The following is a 20,701-nucleotide window of genomic DNA, read 5'->3' as shown; positions in this document are numbered from 1 at the left end:
CCTTTCTCTGGCCGCGTTTCGAGCAAGTAAGCGCCGCCAACGCGGCGCGCGACGTAAGCGATGCCCTTGCGGATCGGTTTCGGTTTCTTCGGGGTTTTCTTAGGCAGTTCTAGATGAGTGCCGGCAAGGCGCCCTTCGCAGGGGCTGCGCCAAGGACAAATGCCACATGCGGGGTTTTTGGGGGTGCAGATCGTTGCGCCAAGATCCATCACCGCTTGGGCATAATCACCGGGACGCTTTTGAGGCGTAAGACCCGCCGCGAGCGTCATCAATTCAGGCTTTGAAGAGGGCAGGGGCGTGTGCACATCATAAAGCCGCGACATCACCCGTTCGACGTTTCCGTCGAGCACTGTTTCCGGCAAATCATAAGCAATCGAGGAAATGGCTGCCGCAGTGTAGGGACCAATGCCCGGCAATTTCAGCAACGCGTCATGTATGTCTGGGAAAACGCCATCATATTCTTCGGCCACGACGCGAGCACATTTCAGCAGGTTGCGCGCACGGGCATAATACCCAAGGCCGGCCCATTCCGCCATGACATCCGCATCCTTGGCATTGGCAAGGTCGACAACGGTGGGCCAACGTTTTTGAAAACGTGTGAAGTACTCTTTGACCGCAGCAACAGTGGTTTGCTGCAACATCACTTCGCTCATCCAGATTCGGTATGGATCGGGCTGCACACCCGCTTGCCGATCTTTTGGGCTAATTCGCCATGGCATTTCGCGAGCGTGGCGATCATACCACTCTAGTAGAGTCGAGGCTTTGGCTTTCTCACGCAATGTTTATGCATTCCCATGTTCGGTTTTGCTGGAACCCAGCGTTTGGCACTCTAAGATAGCGTGAAGACCAAAGATGCAAGTCAGGACAGGGCAAATGGCGCAGCGGCGCAATACAACAAGGGGTTTTGCGCACACATCCAGCCTGCTCTCGCAGCGGATTCGCAAAGCATCTGAGTCGCGTGGTTTTGCGCAATCGCGTCTTTTGACCCATTGGGATGAAGTCGTGGGCGAAGATGTCGCGGCTATCACACGTCCTGTGAACATCAGCTATGGTCGACAAGGGTTCGGCGCGAGCCTGACAATTCTGACCACGGGCGCCAATGCGCCAATGGTCGAAATGCAAAAGGAACAAATCCGCGCCAAGGTGAATGCTGTCTACGGCTACAATGCGATCAGCCGTGTGCGCATCACCCAAACCGCACCGACCGGATTTGCCGAAGGACGCGCTGTTTTCGAACGCGCAGTAACGTCGAAAAAACCAGAACCAAGCCCGGAAATTAGACAGGCCGCTGCGCAATCTGCTGGCGGTGTACAAAGCGATGATTTGCGCAAGGCTCTTGAGCGGCTTGCACAAAATGTTTTAACAAAATCCAAAACCTGAGGAGAAGCCGAATGCTTCGTACCCTACTATCCGCCGCGACTGCGGTTTTGTTCAGCCTGACGATGCTCAGCGCACAAGAATCCGAAATCCCAGACATGGTGCAAGGCAATGCCGACGCGAAAGTCGAAATTATCGAATACGCGTCCTATACATGCCCACACTGTGCGTCGTTTCACGCGAGCGCGTATAAAGACATCAAGAAAGACTACATCGACACCGGCAAAGTGAAGTTCGTTTACCGCGAAGTCTACTTTGACCGTTTTGGTCTTTGGAGCTCCATGATGGCGCGTTGCGCAGGACCTGATCGTTTCTTTGGCGTGACTGACCTGCTCTATAAAGAGCAATCCACATGGGCACGCGCGGGTGATCCAGCAGCGATTGTAGCCGAGCTTCGTAAAGTTGGCTTGAAAAGTGGCATGACAGAAGAAACGCTCGATGCGTGCTTTAACGATGCTGACAAGGCTCAGTCATTGGTTGCGTGGTACCAAGAGAACGCAGAGCGCGATAACGTTCGTTCAACGCCTTCTTTCTTGATCAATGGCGAACCTTACTCCAACATGAATTACGCAGACTTTTCTGCGATCATCGAGGAAAAGCTCGCGGAATGAACGCACCCCTTGCAGGTCTGAAAGTTGTAGAACTCGCTCGTATCTTGGCTGGCCCTTGGGCCGGCCAAACTTTGTCTGATCTCGGCGCCGATGTGATCAAGGTTGAGGCAGAGCAAGGCGATGATACGCGCCGCTGGGGCCCTCCGTTCATCGAACGTGATGGCGACGTGTCAGCGGCGTATTTTCATTCCTGCAATCGTGGCAAAAAATCTGTCACCATCGATTTCCGCACAGAAACGGGTCAAGCGCAGGTCAAGGCGCTGCTCGCAGGTGCGGATATCGTGATCGAGAATTTCAAAGTTGGGGGCCTTAAGAAATATGGTCTCGACTATGAAACACTTAAAGATGAATTTCCCACGCTGATCTATTGCTCGATCACTGGTTTTGGACAGACCGGTCCTTACGCGCATCGCGCTGGATATGACTTCATTATCCAAGGCATGTCGGGGTTGATGTCCATTACAGGTGAGCCTGATGGTCAGCCGCAAAAAGCGGGCGTTGCTACGACGGATGTTTTCACGGGCGTTTATGCCGTCGCTGGTATTTTGGCGGCAGTGCATCAGCGTCATTCGACGGGCAAGGGTCAACACTTAGATATGTCGCTTCTTGATGTTGCGGCTTCTGTAACGGCCAACCAAGCGATGAACTACCTTAGTACGGGCGTCTCGCCCAATCGTATGGGTAATGCACATCCGAACCTGACGCCCTATCAGGTGTTTGATTGTTCAGACGGGCATATCATCATCGCGACGGGCAATGACGGGCAATATCAGCGGCTCTGTACATTGCTCGATGTTGCAGAGCTTGGCACTGACGCACGTTTTATCAGCAACGCAGATCGCATCGCGAACCGTGATACACTAACTGCGCTTTTGACTGCGCAAACCAGTCGGATGAGCAAAGCAGACCTGTTGGATGCCTGCGAGGCGCAAGGCGTACCTGCGGGGCCGATAAACGATATGGGCGAAATGCTTGCTGATCCGCAGATCAAAGCGCGGGGCATGCAGATCGAACTAGACGGCATTCCGGGCGTGCGCGCCCCTTTTGTCTTTTCTGATGCCGAGCTTGCATTGGACCGCCCATCCCCAAAGCTGGGTGAAGACAACTGACCTTGTCGGGCGCCTAAATTTCGGGCAGTGATGACGGGCCTTACCTAAGGCTCATTATCAAAAAGGCGTCCCATATGAACATTGGCCTCATCTTTTTGGCTCTCGCCTATGTGCTGAGCCAGTTCTACCGTGCGTTCCTTGCGGTTTTGACGGATGTTTTGGGCGCCGATTTAGGTGCTACACCAGATAGTTTGGCGACCGCCTCTGGTTTGTGGTTCCTATCTTTTGCAGCGATGCAAATTCCTGTGGGTTGGGCGCTTGATACCCATGGGCCACGTCGCACGTCGTCGGTACTTTTGCTGCTTGGGGGCGCTGGCGGCGCAGCCATTTTCGCGATGGCAAGCACGCCGATGCATATCAACATAGCGATGTTTCTGATCGGGATAGGCTGCGCGCCTGTCTTGATGGCGAGCTTCTTTTTGTTTGCGCGTATGTATCCCGCGGCGATGTTTGCAACGCTTGGCGCTTTGATGATCGGTGTTGGATCGCTCGGCAATTTGGCGGGTTCTGTGCCACTTACCATGGCCGTGGAACTATTCGGATGGCGCGAAACGCTTTGGGTCTTAGCGGGCGCAACAGTTCTTATCGCTGCTGGTATTTGGTTTGCTGTAGGTGATCCCCCCGTTGCGCAAAGCGATGAAAAGGGCTCGGTGCTTGATCTGTTCAAAATTCCGGCACTCTGGCTGATCTTCCCACTGATGCTGGTCTACTATGCCCCAGCCGGCGCGATGCGTGGGCTTTGGATTGGGCCTTACGTGCAGGATGTCTTTGGTGGCGATGCAGGGATTGCAAGCCTCTGGATGGGCATCGCGATGATCATCGGTACCTTTACTTATGGTCCGCTTGATCGAATGTTCGGTACCCGCAAATGGGTCGCGCTGATCGGTAATGGGTTGGCCTGCCTGTTCTGTTTGCTTCTGGGTTTAGGCGTTGCACAAGGGTATTGGAGCGCTGTCATTCTATTTGCAGCCGCTGGCTTCTTTGGCGTCTCTTTCCCGCTGCTCATGGCGCATGGGCGTGCTTTCGTACCAGCGCATCTCGCGGGGCGTGGTGTGACCCTGATGAACTTGTTTGGTATCGGCGGCGTTGGTATCTGGCAGGTCATTTCGGGACGTATGCATGCAAGCCTCTCCCCGACGGCGAGCAATGTCGCTGATCCGTATCACGCGATATTCCTGTTCTTCGCTGGGATGTTGGCCATTGGCGTCTTTATCTATGCCTTTAGCGAAGATCGTGTGGATTAAAGTCACATTTTCTCACTGCGTTACGGCCCCCCTTTTGCAACCCGCAAGATAAGCGTATAGGAAGCCGCGTCGGCCTGCGTGTGCAGGCCTTCGAACCCGTAAAGGAGAGACCCGATGGGGTATAAAGTCGTCGTCGTTGGCGCCACCGGAAATGTGGGCCGTGAAATGTTGAACATCCTGGATGAACGTGCGTTCCCAGTTGATGAAATTGCTGTTTTGGCAAGCCGTAAGTCTTTGGGCACGGAAGTCACATTCGGCGAAAAAACGTTGACGACGAAGGACTTAGATACGTTCGACTTCACGGGATGGGATATCGCACTGTTTGCTGTCGGCTCTGAAGCGACCAAGCAATATGCGCCTGTCGCCGCGAAAGCGGGCTGTATCGTCATCGATAACTCATCGCTCTATCGCTATGACCCAGACGTTCCTTTGATCGTGCCAGAAGTGAATCCAGAAGCGATTCACGACTATGCGAAAAAGAACATCATCGCGAATCCTAACTGTTCAACCGCGCAAATGGTTGTCGCGCTTAAGCCGCTGCACGATCGGGCGCGCATCAAACGTGTTGTTGTCAGCACATACCAGTCTGTGTCCGGTTCGGGCAAAGGCGGCATTGATGAGCTTTGGGATCAGACCAAGTCGATCTACAACCCAACAGATGACAAGCCACCAAAGCAGTTCACAAAGCAAATCGCGTTTAACGTGATCCCGCATATCGATGTGTTCCTTGACAGTGGCGAGACCAAAGAAGAATGGAAGATGGTCGCGGAGACGAAAAAAATCGTCGATCCGTCTATCAAAGTCACGGCAACTTGTGTGCGTGTTCCTGTCTTTGTCGGTCACTCTGAAGCGATCAACATCGAATTTGAAGACTTCCTTGATGAAGATGAAGCACGTGACATCTTGCGTGAAGCACCGGGCATCATGGTGATCGATAAGCGCGAAGATGGTGGCTATGTCACACCGGTAGAATGTGTCGGCGATTTCGCGACATTCATTTCGCGTATCCGTCAGGACAGCACGATTGAAAATGGACTGAACCTTTGGTGCGTGTCAGATAACTTGCGCAAGGGCGCCGCTCTGAACGCGGTGCAGATTGCGGAGACCCTAGGGAATCGCGTCCTGAAAAAGGGCTAAATTCTCTTAAAGCATTTTGTGAACCCTCGCTGAAAGGCGGGGGTTTTTTCGTTTATGGGGGGCAAGGTGATGGGAGCCCTATCCGTTAGGTTAGGTGCTTAGCCTTATAGACCCGCTGATTACCCGTAAGTCAGGGTTATTGGGGCATATCAATCTCTCTATGATTGTACGCAGTTTAACCAGTACGAGAGGCTGAAAGTAATGAGTTCTAAGTTTGTAGATAAGCCTCCGATGTTTCAAGACCTTGTGTCGACGCGTGTCGCTTTGAACAAAGGCGATGCGCGTTCTCAGGGCGCAGGTAAGATCTTTAAGCGGTTGAGTTTTCGCAGAAAGCCGTTTGGCGCGGCAAATGTAATCGACAAACTGACTGAGCATCGTATGAACCTTGCTCGGAATGTTCAAAACGATCTACGCGCTGAACTGGAGGCCCTGGAGCCTTTGGCAAAGAACTCAAGCAAAGATCAGCAAACACCTGGTTAAACTAAGCAATCGATATTTTGGCGATTGTTCTCCAACCACTCACGGTAAAGACGCGGCGTTCGGTTCTCCGAGCGCCGCGTTGATTTTTGAAGATGCGGCATTCGCGCCCCTAGGCCTATTGCGATTTCAAAAAGGGGCTGTGTTGAACGCTTGTTCGAGTTGGTTAGGTCAAATTCGGTGCGAAATAGGATGAATTTGACAGAATTTCGAAAGAAAAGGCAGTCGCGCGTCAACCTTTTGAGAAGCTTGATACGAGATACCGTTCTCGCCGTGGGGGCTAATTTTGGGGTGAGACCGTGGAACAATTGATTACATTTATGTCGAACGAACTGGTTCGCTTGGACAGTGAGCGACTAGAATTGCTGTATAACCAATTGGGGGAAGATAGCGCTGACAATGTTCTGTGCCGCGCGATGGAAGAATTGGCTGTGCGGGTCAAACAGAGCGAAAAACTTTATGGCGCGAAAAATACGATGGAATTGCGTAAAACCGTCAACTCGTTGACTGCGATTGCGGATCAAGTTGGATTGCAAGCATTGGCGCAGGTCGCACAGGACGTGGTCAATTGCATTGATGCGGCAGATAGCGTGGCACTTTCGGCGACATTCTCGCGGCTTATTCGATGTTCTGACCAGTCTCTCACCGCGATTTGGGACATCGAAGGCATTACCGTCTAACAGAGTTTTGACGGCGAGAGTTTGCGCGCGATGCATTCAGGACTTGCAGGGCTGGGTGAAGCAAGTAGCTTATCCGAAACAGCAATAGATTGAGTGTCATAGATGCAGATAACCTTCGCCGCGCCGGAAACTTCCAGCATTCCGTTAACACTTTTGTCGTCTGATGCTTTGAAGGGGTGGCTGGATAAGCAGTCCCAGCAAGTTCAAGATTGGGTCGCGACGATGGGGTTTACTGCGGCCTTTGGGAGCGCTTTGACACTTCCAGCTGATGACGGCGGAATTGCAGGCGCCATTGCAGGTTATGGGACTGAAGCGGCGCGAATGCGCTCTCGATTTGCACTCGCCGCTGCCCGCGCCAAGCTACCTGCGCAAACCTTTCATTTGGTCAGCGACCTTGATCAAGACGCGCTCAAAACTGAAGCGTTGGGTTGGTTGTTTGCGGGCTATCAATTTGATCGCTATCGCGAGCAAGGGGGCGAAAAAGCAGAACTCAAATGCCCTGAAGGTGTGAACCAAGTGGAGCTAGAGGCAATCGCCCAAGGCGAAACTCTAACGCGCAATCTGATCAACACCCCTGCGTCGGATATGGGGCCACCGGATTTAGAAGCAGCCGCTCGCAGCTTGGCTGAGGAGATGGATGCGAAGATCAGCGTGACCGAAGGTGAAACGCTTCTGATCGACAATTTTCCAATGATCCATGCGGTTGGGCGCGCAGCCTCTCGTGCACCCCGTTTGATCGATATGCGTTGGGGTGATGCTGGGCCAAAGCTGACGCTGGTTGGCAAAGGCGTGTGTTTTGATACGGGAGGTTTAAACCTTAAACCCGGTAGCTCTATGGGGCTTATGAAGAAGGATATGGGCGGCGCGGCTGCTGTTCTTGGTCTTGCCAACATGATCATGGAGCTAAAGCTGCCTTTGCAATTGCGCGTATTGATCCCAGCCGTTGAAAACTCTGTGAGCGCAGATGCTTTCCGCCCGCAAGATATTCTTGCATCGCGAAAAGGGTTAAGCGTTGAAATCAACAATACGGATGCCGAGGGGCGTTTGGTATTGGCGGACGCATTGGCGCTTGCGGACGAAGAAGAGCCAAATTTGATCATATCGATGGCGACGTTAACGGGCGCTGCGCGTGTTGCTGTTGGGCCGGATTTGGCACCCTATTATGCACAAAGCGATGCAAGCGCTGCGGCGTTGGAAAGTGCGGCAAAGACCGTTCAGGACCCTGTTTGGCGTATGCCATTCTGGGACCCTTATGAAACCATGATCGAGCCCGGCATTGCGGATCTAGATAATGCGCCAAAGGGTGGCTTTGCTGGATCAATAACCGCCGCTTTGTTCTTGCGCCGGTTTGTGACAGAGACCCCAAACTATATTCATTTTGATATGTACGGCTGGCAACCTGCCGCCGCGCCCGGGCGTCCAAAAGGGGGTGTGGGTCAAGGGACACGTGCGCTATTGCAGGCTCTGCCAGAGATGTTGGGCCTGTGAGCGATCCACGTCTCACCCCTGCTAACGGACATGTTGCGAGCCGCGAACTGCAAGGGATTATTGCGGCGGATGAATATGTAACAGGGGCGGCGCGTCAGGTGTCGGTCCCTGTTGCAGATCTTCTGCGCGCGCCGGCTGGCCCACGTGATCGTCAACTTCTAATGGGTGAAGCAGTCCGCGTTCTTGAAGAACGAGACGGCTGGGCTTTCTTGCAAGCGCGCAAGGATGGGTACTGCGGCTACGTTCATCATTCGCAACTCTGCGATTTGCAGGAAGTGACGCATTGGGTGAATGCACCTTCAACGCATTTGTACGAAGAGCCCAATTTCAAATCTCGTGATCTGATGCCTTTGAGCTTCGGTAGCAAATTGACGGTACTTGAAATGCATGCACGCTTTGCTCAAACGCCTTTCGGGTTTGTACCCCGCCAGCATATTGTTGAGTTGGGTGAAGTTGAACGCAGTCCTGCGCAAGTTGCGCGTTTGTTTCTTGGTACGCCTTATCTTTGGGGTGGCAACAGTCGCTTTGGCATCGATTGTTCAGGGTTGGTACAGGCCGCCTTGACCGCTTGTGGAATTGATTGTGCAGGTGACAGCGATTTGCAGGAAAAGAGCCTTGGACGCGATGCGACCGGCAACCCGAAGGCGGGTGATCTGCTGTTTTGGAAAGGGCATGTGGCGATGCTAGCAGACAACAAGACGCTTATTCATGCAAACGCCCATGCGATGTCTGTTGTGTTAGAGGGCCTCGATGTCGCCTGCGCGCGCATTGCGGAGCAAGGAGACGGGGAAGTCACGCGTCATGCGAGGCTCTAATCGACGGCACGGATCAGTTTTTTCTCAAGAACGCGCAGCACTGTTTTGAGATCGTTTCCGCGTTTCAAAACTTGGCCATTCACGCCGATTACCGCATATTGCCCCTGTTTGTTGCGCAATTTTGGGCGCTTTTCGATGCGATAGAGTGGGCTTTCCGCGGTACGTTTGAAGACGGAAAAAACTGCGAGGTCTTTGAGGCAGGAAATCCCATAGTCGCGCCATTCCCCTGCTGCGACCATCTTACCATAGAGCGATAGGATGACGGTGAGTTCAGTGCGATGAAAAGCGACCTGCATTTGCGCAGGCTTGGCATGAAACGGAATGGGGGATTGATCTGTCATTCCCTTACAGTTGCTCGCTTCACCGCGCAAATCAAGGGGGCGATGGGAATTCCTTAGAGCGCAGCGCGATTGTGGAAGATGAATCCTAAGAAGTTTAGCAGGACCTGCGCCGCAAGGATTTGGGTGCTTTCAGTCGGATCATAGGCGGGCGCGACTTCGACAAGATCTATGCCGACAATGTCATGACGTTCGGCAAGTCCTTGGAGAATTTCCAGCACGTCGTAATAGAGAAAGCCCCCGTGGCTTGGCGTGCCTGTGCCTGACGCGATAGACGGGCAAAAGGCGTCGATATCGAGTGTGACGTAAACACGGGCGTCCCTAGGAATGCGGTTTAACACGGCTTCGGTTCCGAGTTTGCGCACTTGGCGCACAGACAGAATATCAGAGCCGCGTGCGCGTGCATCGTCATAGCCTTCCTTTGCGGTGGACGACACGTTGCGAATACCAAGTTGGGTCATACCGCTGACATAGGGTTTTTCGATTGCGCGGCGCATGGGGTTGCCGTGCCCCTCTGTGACGCCGTGGCGTTCATCGACAAAATCCAGATGCGCATCGATTTGCACCAAGTGGATTGGACCATCGCGCTCGCACGTTTCCGCGAATGCATTGATACAGGGAATATTGATCGAATGATCGCCGCCTATCGTGACAGGTAGCGCGCCAGCGCTGAGAATTTTGCGCACGCCGTATTCGATATTGGCATGGCTTTCCGTGGTTTTGGTGTGGATGATATCCGCATCGCCGATGTCGACAATGCGCACATCGCCGCCGAGATAGGTTGCATCGTCCTCATGATCGTATGCGCCTGCATGGCCAAAACTAAAGAGGGTCGAAGCCTCGCGCACGGCACGCGGACCAAAGCGTGCACCAGGGCGCCATTGGGTGCCAAAATCAAAAGGCGCGCCGAGGATTGCGACATCCGCATCGATAGCGTCCCAATCCCCGACATACGGTTTCTTGGCAAAGGTTGAGATGCCGACAAAGGGCAAATTTAAACGTCCTGTTTCATACCCGTTCTCTGACATCTCTTTACCTTTCTAAACGGCTTTTAACGGCCAGGAATTTCACCGCGACGCTCGCCCGCGCCATCCCAGTTTTCAATTGCGTCAATCGCTTCTTCCGCTGTTTCAACGAAGCGGAACAGGTCCAAATCTTCTGCAGAAATAGTGCCAGCGTCAGACAGCGCTTCCCAGTTGATGATGCTTTCCCAGAACTTGCGACCAAAGAGTAGAACAGGAACGCGCTGCATGCGGCCTGTTTGAATGAGCGTCAGAGCTTCAAACGTTTCATCAAGCGTGCCGAAACCACCCGGGAACACGCAAAGTGCCTTGGCGCGCATCAGGAAGTGCATCTTGCGGATCGCAAAGTAATGGAAGTTGAAGCAAAGCTCGGGCGTGACATACTCGTTTGGTGCTTGCTCGTGCGGAAGCACGATGTTGAGCCCGATTGAAGCGCCGCCAGCATCCATCGCGCCGCGGTTACCCGCTTCCATCACGCCGGGGCCACCACCAGTGACGATGACATCTTCGCGGCCATAGCTTTCCATCGATTTGATGGTCATTAGGCGCGCGAACTCACGCGCTTGGGTGTAGTATTCGGAAAGATCGGCCAGCGTTTTGGTGCGCGCTGCGTCTTTCTTTTCTGGCTCAGGAATGCGCGCGCCGCCAAAGAGAACAATGGTGCTTTCAATGCCGCGTTCGTCCATGACGAGTTCAGGCTTTTGAAGCTCCAACTGCAAACGTACTGGACGTAGCTCATCGCGGCACAAGAATTCGTCATCTGTAAACGCAAGGCGATATGCCGGCGCACGTGTTTGCGGTGTATCTGGTACCTGTTCGATCGCGTTTCGATCTAGATCAGCATCGCGAAAGGGTTTCTTCTTATCGTCGGTCATTACTTATATTCCTCTTAAACCTGTTGATCTATGTCTAGCGAGCCAATGGCGACGGTGCCAGTCACAACATCGCATGTGTGGATCGGTGATTGCCTAAAAGGGCACTTTGTTGTCTAAAGCCGCAAATTCATTGATCTAGGGGATTCCCATGTCTAACGCACAGCTAGAAACTGCCATCGAAGCGGCCTGGGAGGCACGCGATACAATCACGCCTTCCACAACGGGTGAACAACGCGAAGCGATTGAAGATACGCTGAACGCGCTCGACAACGGTACATTGCGCGTTGCTGAAAAGCAGGCGAGCGGTGATTGGCATGTAAACCAGTGGGCGAAGAAAGCCGTGCTTCTTGGTTTCCGCATCAAAGATATGGAGCAGCACGAAGGCGGCCCACAAGGCGCTGGCTGGTGGGACAAGGTCGACAGCAAATTTAAAGGCTGGGGCGACAACCAATGGAAAGCCGCTGGTTTCCGCGCTGTTCCAAACTGTGTTGTTCGTAAGTCAGCCTATATCGCGCCGGGCGCGGTTTTGATGCCATCATTCGTGAACCTTGGTGCTTACATTGATGAAGGCACAATGGTTGATACATGGGCCACTGTTGGGTCATGCGCGCAAATCGGCAAAAACGTTCACCTTTCTGGCGGCGTTGGTATCGGCGGTGTTCTAGAGCCAATGCAAGCGGGTCCGACGATCATTGAGGACAACTGCTTTATCGGTGCGCGTTCTGAAGTTGTTGAGGGCTGCATCGTGCGCGAAGGCTCTGTTCTGGGCATGGGCGTGTTTATCGGCCAATCCACAAAGATCGTTGATCGCGAAACAGGCGAATTCACATATGGTGAAGTTCCTGCGGGCTCCGTGGTTGTTGCCGGTTCCATGCCATCCAAGAACGGTGTGAACCTTTATTGCGCCGTCATCGTGAAGCGCGTTGATGAGCGTACACGTTCCAAAACAAGCATCAACGAGTTGCTGCGCGACTAAGTCGTTTTAGATCAGAGCCTGCGAGCGCGGGCTCTGATCCTTCCACGCGATTATCTCGGCGTGTAGATATTTCCAAACCACTTTGAGAGCAGATCATCATAAGTTCCATCAACGTGGAACTTCAGCAAAACCTGATCAAACTCTTCTTTTAGCGGGCTGCCACTCGGAAGTACGATTCCATAGTTCTCTGGGCGGTAGGTGCGTTCAAGCACGCGTACTTTTCCAGCGCCGGTGGTTTGCTGATAATATGCGAGAATTGGCCCATCGAAGACCACCGCGTTCGCGACGCCCAATTCGAAGGCGTTGAACATTTCAGCGGGCGATGCGTAGTCCGCATAGACGATGCCATTGGAATCTAAGAAATCCGCGCTGGTTGAGCCTGCCACCGTTGCGACACGGCGGTTTTCAAGATCACGGATGCTTTCTACGTTGGACTGTATTGCGTTCACTGTCATGGCCGCTGTAATTGAAGCGACAAAGATTGAAACGATGAACAAGCTCGAAACAACGAGCATTACAGCAAAGACGCGTCCCATCCGTGAGCGCGGTACACGTTCTTCGAAGCCGCCGTTCACAACAAGGTTGAGCGCCCACCAGAAAGACGGGAACAACGCTTCGCGCGCGGGTTTGTCAAAATAGGGCTGATGGCGTCGCTCAAAGAACCACATTAGCACGCCTCCGCCAAATAAGAGTGCAAGGCCTCCTAGAATAAGCGCCGCAATGTCCCAAGTGAACAAGGCGGAGAACAGACCTAAGGTCGCGCCTTCGATCGGGAGGAGGATTTTAATACCGCTGCCAAAGATAGGTTGGCTGAAATCCATTTCGCGTTCGCGTTCAGTTGTGATCGAGATATTCGCCGCTGCGCCGTCGACTTCACCGCTTTTTACCTTGGTGAACATGTCGCCAAAATTCTCTTGCGGTTCAAATGAAACTTCGCGGCCTAAATCTTTGGCGATGGCGCGCATCAAATCAATGCTGAAGCCACGCACCTGAGGCGTATCTGCGAACGCGAATGGTGGTCTGTGAACAGTGGCAATTGTGAGTTTTGTGCTTTCCTGTGCAGTTGCCGGCATCAGCGTGCTGACCAACATTATGCATGACAGAAAAAAGTGCTTTAGCGTTTTCATTCTTGAACCGTGACCTATCGTCTATTTGGCGCGTCGCGAGTTTATGCGTCGTTGTCTGTTGTTGACAGAATACAACCGATGGGGGGTGTTTTCCCGTTACTTCATCAATTGCACGAATTTGAGTCATTCTGCAAGAAAGCTGTTTCCAAACCAACGCGTTAGAATGCTGTCGTACGTTCCATCTTCGCGAAACTGGAGCAGTGCGAGATCGATATCTTCTTTCAACGCGCTGCCGCTTGGCAAAAGTATTCCGTAGTTTTCTGGTCGATAAACCTTGTCGATCAACTGAGCGAGACCAGCACCATCTGTCTGAAGGTAGTATGCTAGGATTGGCCCGTCGAAAACGACAGCGTTGATTTCGTCGCGCTCAAACGCGCGTAACATTGCATCGGGGTTTCCGAAGCCCTGAAATTGAATGTCATTCTTTTTGAGAAAGCTATCGCTCGTAGAGCCTGCAACGGTTCCAACAACGCGCGTTTGCAAATCGTCAATTTTCTGCACATTCGCTTGGAGTGAATTTACGGTCAGCTGCGCGGTGAAGGTTCCGGCGGCAACAAGAAGTAAAGCAAAGCCACAGACCATCGCTGCGGCGCCGAATACCCCACCTATGGTGCTGGATATTGTGCGCATCACAAACCATCCAGCCACAACCAATGCCATTGCCGCAAAGATATAGAGCATCGCCTCACCGCCAATATAGGACAGGAATTGATCACTGAGGGCGGCCTCTTTGGGCAATAGAATTTGCAGACCACTTCCGAATATAGGTTGGCTGAAATCCATTGTGCGTTCACGATCTGCGGTGATCGAAATGTTTGCAATCGCACCGTCGACGCGAGAGCTACGCACTGATGCGAGCATATCGCCGAAACGGTCCAGCGGCTCGAAGACAACCTCCCGACCAAGTTCGTCGGCGATTTCTCTCATAAGGTCGATACTGAAGCCGACGATATTGTCGCCTTCTGTGTTAGCAAATGGGGGGCGATGAACAGTCGCAAAAACCAAAGGATCATCAGATTGCGCGCTTGCAGGCGTAACCAATGAGAACAGCGTTAGAAAAGTAATGAAGATACGTTTCAGTAGGGGCATGTGAGGTATGTCCGCTGTTGTGTGTGCGTGTCGCGAGACTGTGAAGGGTTTAGACAGGGTTCGTCAATATCGCAGATGCTTGACGTGAGATACTGCAGCAGATACGCCGCATCTTATGGCAGATAAACCTAAGAAAATCCGCAAGAAGCAGCAGGTCTACACCCTGCTTGTCCAAGCTGGTCGCTCTGAGGGCGATGGTTTCCCTGAGGGATCAAGCGGCGCAGCGCTGATGATCTATGCTTCTGGTGTGGATGAAGCAGAAGCTGTCCGCGAAACCGTTGCGATTTTGAAGCAAGCGGACGTCGCACCTTTGGATGTGACAGGCTACGGTACGCTAGAGGAACGCCTGTCTGAGGGACATGATATTTCGGATGATGAACGCGAGCTCATGCAACGCGCATTGGACGAAAATTCTGTGATTATCGCGCAGATGACACCGCTATTTGACGATAAGCCTGCTCACTAGGATCCTGACCCTAAGCCACCCGCATATCTGCAAGACTGGCGGCTTCATAAGGGCCAAGCACCTTTTCACCGTGAGCGATATGTTCGGGCACGCGATTGCGCGGCAATTGGGCTAACGTGGTGAAAGGATAAATATCCTTGTTTCGACGCAATCGGCTGATGAAGAGACTTTCAAGGTTAAGTTCGGACGCGATGATCGTCTCGCTTTCTGGCAACAACAGTTGGAAATATGTTGCCAGCCCGTTGCGTGGAAGTGCAGCCGCCGCAGTGCCATTCACCAAATACCGCGCCGGCACACGAACGTGATCGCACCCAAACGTATATTCTACGTCTGATCCTTCTATGATCACGCGCTGTGTTCCAGCCATGATAATATCGGTCTGTAAGCCGAAATAAGGGGCACGCAGCTGGATGGGTTCATTGCTGCCAAAGGCGGGCGTTGTTTTCTTAAGTACACCAAGCACAGGCACAATATTACCTGATGCGCTTACAACTGTGTCACCTGGTTTGATTGTACCGATTTTGCGATATCCTTGCGGTGTGAAAACAGGCGTATGGTAGTCTAAAGTGGGCGAAGGTCCGATCAAAAGCGGTCCTTTGTGAAAAGCGACATAGGTCAAATTTTGCAAGACATCAGGATCGTGCATGTCAGCCAGCGTGCCTAAAATGAGCGACCCAGGCAGAGCAATGCTTCCTGAAAAGGAACGCGTGAACAATCTGTCATCACCAGGGTATTCAATGGCAATCAGGCCTGTCCCATTAGGTGCATCCCAATTCAGTGTGAGGCGAATGCTATCAGTTCGTGCACCCAAACGATGCGAAATGACGGTATGGCATTCAGCTGAGCCCGATTTGATGAAAACAGAAAGACCCTCGCTCGGGATGGATTGAATGCGCAATGTGGCCGTCTGTGGATATTGGCACGTCACATCCAATAGGGTTTCGACCCTTGTGTCCGAGGGCAGTGGCGCTTCAAGAACCAAGGCTCCTGTTGCGATATTCGCTTGCGGCGTCACAGAATGATGCGCTGCTTTACGATCCGATCCGCCGCTCCACGCCAACCAACCCATTATTGGTCTCCCGAAAGCCTGCGGAAGCTTACAAAGCAGAAATCGCCCGAACACTGACGTGCCAAGCAGCTTTCCTTATCGTCTGTCGTGATGCCAAGCCCTTTGCTTGTCAGCATGCTTCAATACCTCGTATCGAAGCAGGCCAAACCGCTTTCGTCCGTGTTTTCACGGATCGTGTTTTGCAGGGCTTCATTGGCCCTCTGCTGCTGTTTGCCCCACCCCGGATCAATCTTATGAATTTTGTAACAGATACAAAGCGTTCAGCAAACGGGTTTGCTGAGAAATGCGCGCAATAGAGGTGGAAACGTTGTGAGAAAGACTCAATTCTTGGCCCTGTGTTTGCATCAAGGCCCTCGCTTGAGTAGCAAGGCAGAGAACATGCCCATTCCATAGGAAAAACTATGTCTGTGACCGACCCCGTCCAACTGACCGCTGATTTGATTAAGTGCCCTTCTGTGACGCCCGCTGAAGGCGGTGCGTTGGTTCTGCTCGAAGAACGATTGAGCGCAGCCGGATTTGCCTGCACGCGTGTGGATCGTGGTGGGATTTCAAATTTGTTTGCTCGCTGGGGCGACAAAGACGCGGCAAAAACGTTTGGCTTCAACGGCCATACAGATGTTGTTCCGCTTGGCGATGAAAGCGCATGGACCCAAGCGCCGTTCGGCGCGGATATCGTCGATGGTATCATGTACGGGCGCGGAGCCACGGATATGAAATCAGGCGTCGCTGCCTATGTCGCCGCGGCGATTGATTTTGTCCAAAAAACGCCGCCCAACGGTGCTTTGATCCTGACGATTACAGGGGATGAAGAAGCCGATGCGATTTATGGGACGACTGCCTTGCTCGACTACATGGATCAGCAGGGTGAACAAATGAGCGTTTGTCTTGTTGGCGAACCAACTTGCCCCAATGAGATGGGCGAGATGATGAAAATCGGGCGTCGCGGCTCCATGACGGCTTGGTTCGAGGTGATAGGCAAACAGGGCCATTCTGCCTATCCGCACCGTGCTAAGAACCCGCTGCCTGCAATGGCGCGCCTCATGGATCGTCTTGCCTCGCATGAATTGGATCAAGGCACCGATCACTTCGATGCCTCTACCCTGGCTGTAGTGACCATCGACACAGGCAACCCTGCGACTAACGTCATCCCTGCGAGCTGCCGCGCTACCGTGAATACACGGTTCAATGACCTGCACAGCGGGGACAGCCTGACAAAATGGATGCAATCCGAGGTCGATGCGGTGTCCAAAGACTTCGATATGCCGATTTCGATGAAAGTGAAGGTCTCTGGCGAAAGCTTCCTCACACCGCCCGGCGAATTGTCAGATTTGGTGGCGCAGTCGGTTGAGGCGGTTACCGGTGTTGCGCCCGAACTCTCCACATCTGGCGGCACCTCTGATGCGCGCTTTGTGAAGAACCATTGCCCTGTCGTTGAGTTTGGCCTTGTCGGAAAAACCATGCACCAAGTGGATGAAAACGTCCCTGTCGAGCAGATTACACAGCTCAAAGACATCTATGCACGCATCTTGAAAGACTACTTCGCATGAGCGTAACCGAAACGCGCGATATTGATGCCTGCCATGCCCTACGGCGCACTGTGTTTATCGAAGAGCAGGGCGTCAGCGCCGAGGAAGAAGTTGATGGTTTGGATGACACCGCCATCCACTTTCTGGCTGAACTTGACGGCGTTCAGGTTGGTACCGCGCGCATCCTGCTCAAAGGCGATACCGCCAAGATTGGCCGTGTGTGCGTACTAAAACAGGCGCGGGGAACGCGGCAGGGACAAGCGCTTATCAATGCCTGTACCACTTGGGCGCGCGACAACGGCTATGCGCGCGCAGTTCTTGGTGCCCAGCTTCATGCGCTCGGCTTTTACGAGGGATTGGGTTTCACTGCCTTTGGCCCAGTCTATGATGATGCAGGTATCGATCATCGCGATATGGAGTTGTTGCTATGAAACCTAAACTGGTGATCATGGTCAAAGAACCCCACCCGGGACGCGTCAAAACGCGGCTTGGCAAGGATATCGGGCTGACTGCCTCCGCATGGTGGTTCCGCCACCAAACTCGCGCTTTGCTGCGCCGTATCGAAGACCCGCGCTGGGACACGCTTTTGGCGGTTTCCCCTGATGTTGAAGGTTTGAACAGCCGGGTATGGCCCGCCCATCTGCCCCGTGTTGCGCAAGGACGCGGACATCTTGGTGACCGCATGGGGCGCTTGCTACGTGGCTTGCCGAAAGGTCCGGTGTGTATCATCGGCGCTGATATTCCGGGCGTTACGCGCGCACGCATTGCTGAGGCGTTCAAAGCGCTGGGCAATCACGAAGCGGTCTTTGGTCCTGCGCCCGATGGCGGCTATTGGTTGATAGGCATGAAACGCGCGAAACCAGCGCTCCCATCTATCTTGCAAGATGTGCGTTGGTCGTCCGAACATGCTCTGGCCGATAGCGCTCGTAGTTTAGGTGATGTGAGCGTTGCTCAGGTGATGACCTTAAGAGACGTAGATACGATTGGAGACTTGAGGCAGCTACAACGCTAGTTTTCGAATGAAGCTGCCATTCCTTGGCGTCCAAGTTTTCTCAACCGCCGCTCTCAGAACTGTTGTCTGACGTTTTTCCGTATCCGGCAGAGTCTGCTTTTCCGTTGATGGAAAAAGACATCAGGCCTCCTAGAAAAGCTGTCAAAGCAACGAAATACATCCACCAAGGCCCTGCAAATTGCAGAGTTAACCAGCCCATCAGAAGGCCTAAAATGGTCACGGCGGCTTTATATCTAACTTTCATTGCTATGTAGGTTAGCTGTGGCCAAGCCAAAAGTCACTCGCGGTGGGGGTGAACCATGCGACCTTTTGCGGTTCTGAGTGTAGCGGAGGCTAACTATGCTACACTCTGGGCCTATCCGACGCTCCGTGCTAAGGGCTGCATATGAGCAAGATTCCCACCAAATCCGCCATCCTGCAATGGATCTCCGATAACCCGACACTGACGGCTAAGCGCGATATCGCGAAGGCGTTCGGGATCAAAGGTGCCAAGCGCATTGATCTGAAGCGCATCCTAAAAGAGCTGGAAGCAGAAGGGCATCTTGAGAAGCGCAAGAAAACCTATCGCGATCCAGATCGGTTGCCACCCGTCAGCGTGTTGCAGATTGTTGGCCCTGATCGGGACGGTGATCTGCTCGCGAAAGCGATGGAATGGGAGGGGAGTGATCCTGCACCAACCATTCTGATGATCTCAAAGGCGAGCGATCCTGCGCTCGGCGAAGGGGATCGTGTGCTTGCACGCGTGACCAAGCTTAAAGGGGAGGGCAATCTTTACGAGGGCCGCCTGATCCGTCATATAGGTGCGAACCCTGAACGTGTGCTCGGTATCTTCCGCACGGGTCATGAAGGCGGGCGCATTCTGCCCATCGACAAAGGATCGTCCAACGAATGGATGGTCCCCGCTGGTGCAACAGCGGGCGCAAAAGATGGCGAGCTGGTCGAGGCTGAACAAACCGGTTCAAAGGCGCGTATGGGTCTGCCACGCGCGCAGATCGTCAATCGCCTTGGCGATCCGACGGCGCCTAAGGCGGTTTCGCTCATCGCGATTCATCAACATGGCATTCCCGATCACTTCCCCGATGAGGTGATTGCAGAGGCCGACGCTAAAATCCCTGCTGGTCTTGAAGGCCGCACGGATTTGCGTGATGTGCCGCTCGTCACCATCGATCCCGCAGATGCGCGCGATCACGACGATGCGTGCTATGCGGAAGCTGATACCGACCCCAAGAACGCAGGCGGTCATATCCTCTGGGTCGCGATTGCGGACGTCGCTCATTATGTGACCCCCGATTCTGAACTAGATCGCGAAGCGCGCAATCGTGGCAATTCAAGTTATTTCCCTGATCGCGTCGTGCCGATGCTGCCAGATCGCTTATCGGGTGATCTTTGTTCTTTGCATGAGGGCGTTGAACGCGCCTGTCTTGCGGTGCGCATCGTGATTGATGCCGAGGGGAACAAGCTCAGCCATGAATTCAAACGCGGCTTGATGCGCTCACCGGCTTCCTTGAACTACACCGAAGTTCAGCAAGCGATGGATGGTCAGCCGAACGAGAAAACTGTTGATCTTGTCAGTCCCGTATTGCGGCCGCTGTATGCAGCCTATGCTGCATTGAAAAAGGCGCGCGCCTTGCGCCAGCCTTTGGAATTGGACCTGCCCGAGCGAAAGATCATTCTGGACGACGATGGCAAGGTGACGTCGGTTGCCTTTGCTGAGCGTTTCGATGCGCATAAGCTGATCGAAGAGTTCATGGTGCTTGCCAACGTTTGCGCCGCTGAGACGTTGATCGAAAAGAAACAACAGCTCTTGTTCCGCGTGCATGAAGAGCCGAGCCAAGAAAAGCTCAACGCGCTGCGCGAAACAGCACAGACAGCGGGTTTGACGATGGCCAAAGGGCAAGTTCTGCAAACGCGTCATTTGAACCAGTTGCTCAAACAGGCGGCAGATACCGATGATGCGGAGCTGATCAACATCTCGACACTCCGCTCCATGACGCAGGCCTATTATTCGCCAGAAAACTTCGGTCACTTCGGTCTGGCGCTGCGCAACTACGGGCACTTCACATCGCCTATTCGCCGTTACGCTGATCTAATCGTGCACCGCGCGCTGGTGACGGCACATGGTTGGGGCAAGGACGGTTTGACCCAGCGCGATGCGGATGGCCTCAAAGAAACGGGTGAGCATATTTCCCAAACCGAACGCCGATCTATGATGGCGGAGCGTGATACGACGGATCGCTATTTGGCGGCTTTCCTAAGCGAACAT

22 protein-coding genes are annotated in these 20,701 nt (G+C 53.3%); 15 read left to right on the top strand and 7 right to left on the bottom strand.

Features of this window, described 5'->3' with window-relative positions:
- Positions 1-719, bottom strand: a 719-nt coding sequence (locus tag ABJQ89_RS05480; RefSeq protein ID WP_348495259.1) for an A/G-specific adenine glycosylase, incomplete at its 3' end; no start/stop codon positions are given.
- Positions 720-873: 154 nt separating this feature from the next.
- Here ABJQ89_RS05480 and ABJQ89_RS05475 point away from each other — a divergent pair.
- The 9 genes from ABJQ89_RS05475 to ABJQ89_RS05435 all read left to right on the top strand — a co-directional run bounded on the left by ABJQ89_RS05475 (position 874) and on the right by ABJQ89_RS05435 (position 8,938).
- Positions 874-1,380: a DciA family protein gene (locus tag ABJQ89_RS05475; protein ID WP_348495258.1), complete on the top strand. Its 507-nt coding sequence runs from the start codon at positions 874-876 to the stop codon at positions 1,378-1,380.
- Between the two features lie 11 nt (positions 1,381-1,391).
- Entirely contained in the window at positions 1,392-1,988 is a 597-nt protein-coding gene (locus tag ABJQ89_RS05470) for a DsbA family protein (protein ID WP_348495257.1), read from the top strand.
- Entirely contained in the window at positions 1,985-3,097 is a 1,113-nt protein-coding gene (locus ABJQ89_RS05465; protein WP_348495256.1) for a CaiB/BaiF CoA-transferase family protein, read from the top strand. The genes ABJQ89_RS05470 and ABJQ89_RS05465 overlap by 4 nt, the downstream gene beginning before the upstream one ends.
- A 74-nt stretch (positions 3,098-3,171) precedes the next feature.
- Entirely contained in the window at positions 3,172-4,341 is a 1,170-nt protein-coding gene (locus ABJQ89_RS05460) for an MFS transporter (RefSeq protein WP_348495255.1), read from the top strand.
- A 114-nt stretch (positions 4,342-4,455) separates the two neighbouring features.
- Positions 4,456-5,478 carry an aspartate-semialdehyde dehydrogenase gene (locus ABJQ89_RS05455; RefSeq protein ID WP_348495254.1) on the top strand — a complete coding sequence of 341 codons (1,023 nt, stop codon included), beginning with the start codon at positions 4,456-4,458 and terminating at the stop codon, positions 5,476-5,478.
- A 201-nt stretch (positions 5,479-5,679) separates the two neighbouring features.
- Entirely contained in the window at positions 5,680-5,958 is a 279-nt protein-coding gene (locus ABJQ89_RS05450; RefSeq protein WP_348495253.1) for a hypothetical protein, read from the top strand.
- A 296-nt stretch (positions 5,959-6,254) separates the two neighbouring features.
- Entirely contained in the window at positions 6,255-6,635 is a 381-nt protein-coding gene (locus ABJQ89_RS05445; RefSeq protein ID WP_348495252.1) for a hypothetical protein, read from the top strand.
- Between the two features lie 102 nt (positions 6,636-6,737).
- Positions 6,738-8,123 carry a leucyl aminopeptidase family protein gene (locus tag ABJQ89_RS05440; protein WP_348495251.1) on the top strand — a complete coding sequence of 462 codons (1,386 nt, stop codon included), beginning with the start codon at positions 6,738-6,740 and terminating at the stop codon, positions 8,121-8,123.
- Entirely contained in the window at positions 8,120-8,938 is an 819-nt protein-coding gene (locus ABJQ89_RS05435) for an NlpC/P60 family protein (RefSeq protein ID WP_348495250.1), read from the top strand. Before ABJQ89_RS05440 ends, ABJQ89_RS05435 begins: the two co-directional genes overlap by 4 nt.
- Here the strand turns inward: ABJQ89_RS05435 and ABJQ89_RS05430 are convergent.
- From ABJQ89_RS05430 to ABJQ89_RS05420, 3 genes are read right to left on the bottom strand one after another with little or no spacing between them, the layout of a single operon-like run.
- Entirely contained in the window at positions 8,935-9,279 is a 345-nt protein-coding gene (locus ABJQ89_RS05430) for a DUF2794 domain-containing protein (protein WP_348495249.1), read from the bottom strand. The genes ABJQ89_RS05435 and ABJQ89_RS05430 overlap by 4 nt on opposite strands.
- Positions 9,280-9,332: 53 nt before the next feature.
- On the bottom strand, positions 9,333-10,304 hold the full coding sequence (gene speB, locus ABJQ89_RS05425; RefSeq protein WP_348495248.1) for an agmatinase: 972 nt from the start codon (positions 10,302-10,304) through the stop codon (positions 9,333-9,335).
- Between the two features lie 23 nt (positions 10,305-10,327).
- A complete protein-coding gene (locus ABJQ89_RS05420; RefSeq protein ID WP_348495247.1) occupies positions 10,328-11,173 on the bottom strand; it encodes a TIGR00730 family Rossman fold protein in 846 nt (281 codons plus the stop codon).
- A 148-nt stretch (positions 11,174-11,321) separates the two neighbouring features.
- On the opposite strand from ABJQ89_RS05420, the gene dapD reads away from it, so the two are divergent.
- Entirely contained in the window at positions 11,322-12,149 is an 828-nt protein-coding gene (dapD, locus tag ABJQ89_RS05415; RefSeq protein WP_348495246.1) for a 2,3,4,5-tetrahydropyridine-2,6-dicarboxylate N-succinyltransferase, read from the top strand.
- 50 nt (positions 12,150-12,199) lie between these two features.
- On the opposite strand, the gene ABJQ89_RS05410 is transcribed toward dapD, so the two are convergent.
- Together ABJQ89_RS05410 and ABJQ89_RS05405 are read right to left on the bottom strand one after the other, a co-directional pair.
- Positions 12,200-13,222: a transporter substrate-binding domain-containing protein gene (locus ABJQ89_RS05410; RefSeq protein ID WP_348495245.1), complete on the bottom strand. Its 1,023-nt coding sequence runs from the start codon at positions 13,220-13,222 to the stop codon at positions 12,200-12,202.
- A gap of 177 nt (positions 13,223-13,399) precedes the next feature.
- On the bottom strand, positions 13,400-14,365 hold the full coding sequence (locus ABJQ89_RS05405; RefSeq protein ID WP_348495244.1) for a transporter substrate-binding domain-containing protein: 966 nt from the start codon (positions 14,363-14,365) through the stop codon (positions 13,400-13,402).
- A 115-nt stretch (positions 14,366-14,480) separates the two neighbouring features.
- Here ABJQ89_RS05405 and ABJQ89_RS05400 point away from each other — a divergent pair, with 115 nt between their 5' ends.
- Positions 14,481-14,831, top strand: a complete 351-nt coding sequence (locus ABJQ89_RS05400; protein ID WP_348495243.1) for a hypothetical protein — start codon at positions 14,481-14,483, stop codon at positions 14,829-14,831.
- Positions 14,832-14,841: 10 nt separating this feature from the next.
- Here the strand turns inward: ABJQ89_RS05400 and ABJQ89_RS05395 are convergent, their stop codons facing one another.
- Entirely contained in the window at positions 14,842-15,900 is a 1,059-nt protein-coding gene (locus tag ABJQ89_RS05395; RefSeq protein WP_348495242.1) for a Hint domain-containing protein, read from the bottom strand.
- A gap of 401 nt (positions 15,901-16,301) precedes the next feature.
- On the opposite strand from ABJQ89_RS05395, the gene dapE reads away from it, so the two are divergent.
- The 4 genes from dapE to ABJQ89_RS05375 form a co-directional block, all read left to right on the top strand.
- Positions 16,302-17,447 (top strand): succinyl-diaminopimelate desuccinylase, encoded by a 1,146-nt coding sequence (dapE, locus tag ABJQ89_RS05390; RefSeq protein ID WP_348495241.1) that lies wholly within the window; start codon positions 16,302-16,304, stop codon positions 17,445-17,447.
- The gene (locus ABJQ89_RS05385) at positions 17,444-17,857 is read left to right on the top strand and encodes a GNAT family N-acetyltransferase (protein WP_348495240.1); all 414 of its coding nucleotides are present in this window, start codon (positions 17,444-17,446) and stop codon (positions 17,855-17,857) included. Before dapE ends, ABJQ89_RS05385 begins: the two co-directional genes overlap by 4 nt.
- Positions 17,854-18,438, top strand: coding sequence for a TIGR04282 family arsenosugar biosynthesis glycosyltransferase (locus tag ABJQ89_RS05380; protein WP_348495239.1), 585 nt, complete (start codon positions 17,854-17,856; stop codon positions 18,436-18,438). Before ABJQ89_RS05385 ends, ABJQ89_RS05380 begins: the two co-directional genes overlap by 4 nt.
- 385 nt (positions 18,439-18,823) lie before the next feature.
- Positions 18,824-20,701 (top strand): VacB/RNase II family 3'-5' exoribonuclease (locus tag ABJQ89_RS05375; RefSeq protein ID WP_348495238.1); only part of this gene is annotated, 1,878 nt, incomplete at its 3' end.

This window comes from Planktotalea sp., assembly GCF_039984035.1.
Classification (GTDB): Bacteria; Pseudomonadota; Alphaproteobacteria; order Rhodobacterales; family Rhodobacteraceae; genus Planktotalea.
The sequence above is the reverse complement of the archived record's forward strand: the minus strand, read 5'-3'. Positions and strand labels throughout refer to the sequence as shown.

Excerpts from the sequence above, each read along its gene's own strand:
- ABJQ89_RS05475 (WP_348495258.1), top strand. The coding sequence starts at position 874 with ATGGCGCAGCGGCGCAATACAACAAGGGGTTTTGCGCACACATCCAGC.
- ABJQ89_RS05470 (WP_348495257.1), top strand. The coding sequence starts at position 1,392 with ATGCTTCGTACCCTACTATCCGCCGCGACTGCGGTTTTGTTCAGCCTG.
- ABJQ89_RS05465 (WP_348495256.1), top strand. The coding sequence starts at position 1,985 with ATGAACGCACCCCTTGCAGGTCTGAAAGTTGTAGAACTCGCTCGTATC.
- ABJQ89_RS05460 (WP_348495255.1), top strand. The coding sequence starts at position 3,172 with ATGAACATTGGCCTCATCTTTTTGGCTCTCGCCTATGTGCTGAGCCAG.
- ABJQ89_RS05455 (WP_348495254.1), top strand. The coding sequence starts at position 4,456 with ATGGGGTATAAAGTCGTCGTCGTTGGCGCCACCGGAAATGTGGGCCGT.
- ABJQ89_RS05450 (WP_348495253.1), top strand. The coding sequence starts at position 5,680 with ATGAGTTCTAAGTTTGTAGATAAGCCTCCGATGTTTCAAGACCTTGTG.
- ABJQ89_RS05440 (WP_348495251.1), top strand. The coding sequence starts at position 6,738 with ATGCAGATAACCTTCGCCGCGCCGGAAACTTCCAGCATTCCGTTAACA.
- ABJQ89_RS05430 (WP_348495249.1), bottom strand. The coding sequence starts at position 9,279 with ATGACAGATCAATCCCCCATTCCGTTTCATGCCAAGCCTGCGCAAATG.
- speB (WP_348495248.1), bottom strand. The coding sequence starts at position 10,304 with ATGTCAGAGAACGGGTATGAAACAGGACGTTTAAATTTGCCCTTTGTC.
- ABJQ89_RS05420 (WP_348495247.1), bottom strand. The coding sequence starts at position 11,173 with ATGACCGACGATAAGAAGAAACCCTTTCGCGATGCTGATCTAGATCGA.
- dapD (WP_348495246.1), top strand. The coding sequence starts at position 11,322 with ATGTCTAACGCACAGCTAGAAACTGCCATCGAAGCGGCCTGGGAGGCA.
- ABJQ89_RS05410 (WP_348495245.1), bottom strand. The coding sequence starts at position 13,222 with ATGCCGGCAACTGCACAGGAAAGCACAAAACTCACAATTGCCACTGTT.
- ABJQ89_RS05405 (WP_348495244.1), bottom strand. The coding sequence starts at position 14,365 with ATGCCCCTACTGAAACGTATCTTCATTACTTTTCTAACGCTGTTCTCA.
- ABJQ89_RS05400 (WP_348495243.1), top strand. The coding sequence starts at position 14,481 with ATGGCAGATAAACCTAAGAAAATCCGCAAGAAGCAGCAGGTCTACACC.
- ABJQ89_RS05395 (WP_348495242.1), bottom strand. The coding sequence starts at position 15,900 with ATGGGTTGGTTGGCGTGGAGCGGCGGATCGGATCGTAAAGCAGCGCAT.
- dapE (WP_348495241.1), top strand. The coding sequence starts at position 16,302 with ATGTCTGTGACCGACCCCGTCCAACTGACCGCTGATTTGATTAAGTGC.
- ABJQ89_RS05385 (WP_348495240.1), top strand. The coding sequence starts at position 17,444 with ATGAGCGTAACCGAAACGCGCGATATTGATGCCTGCCATGCCCTACGG.
- ABJQ89_RS05380 (WP_348495239.1), top strand. The coding sequence starts at position 17,854 with ATGAAACCTAAACTGGTGATCATGGTCAAAGAACCCCACCCGGGACGC.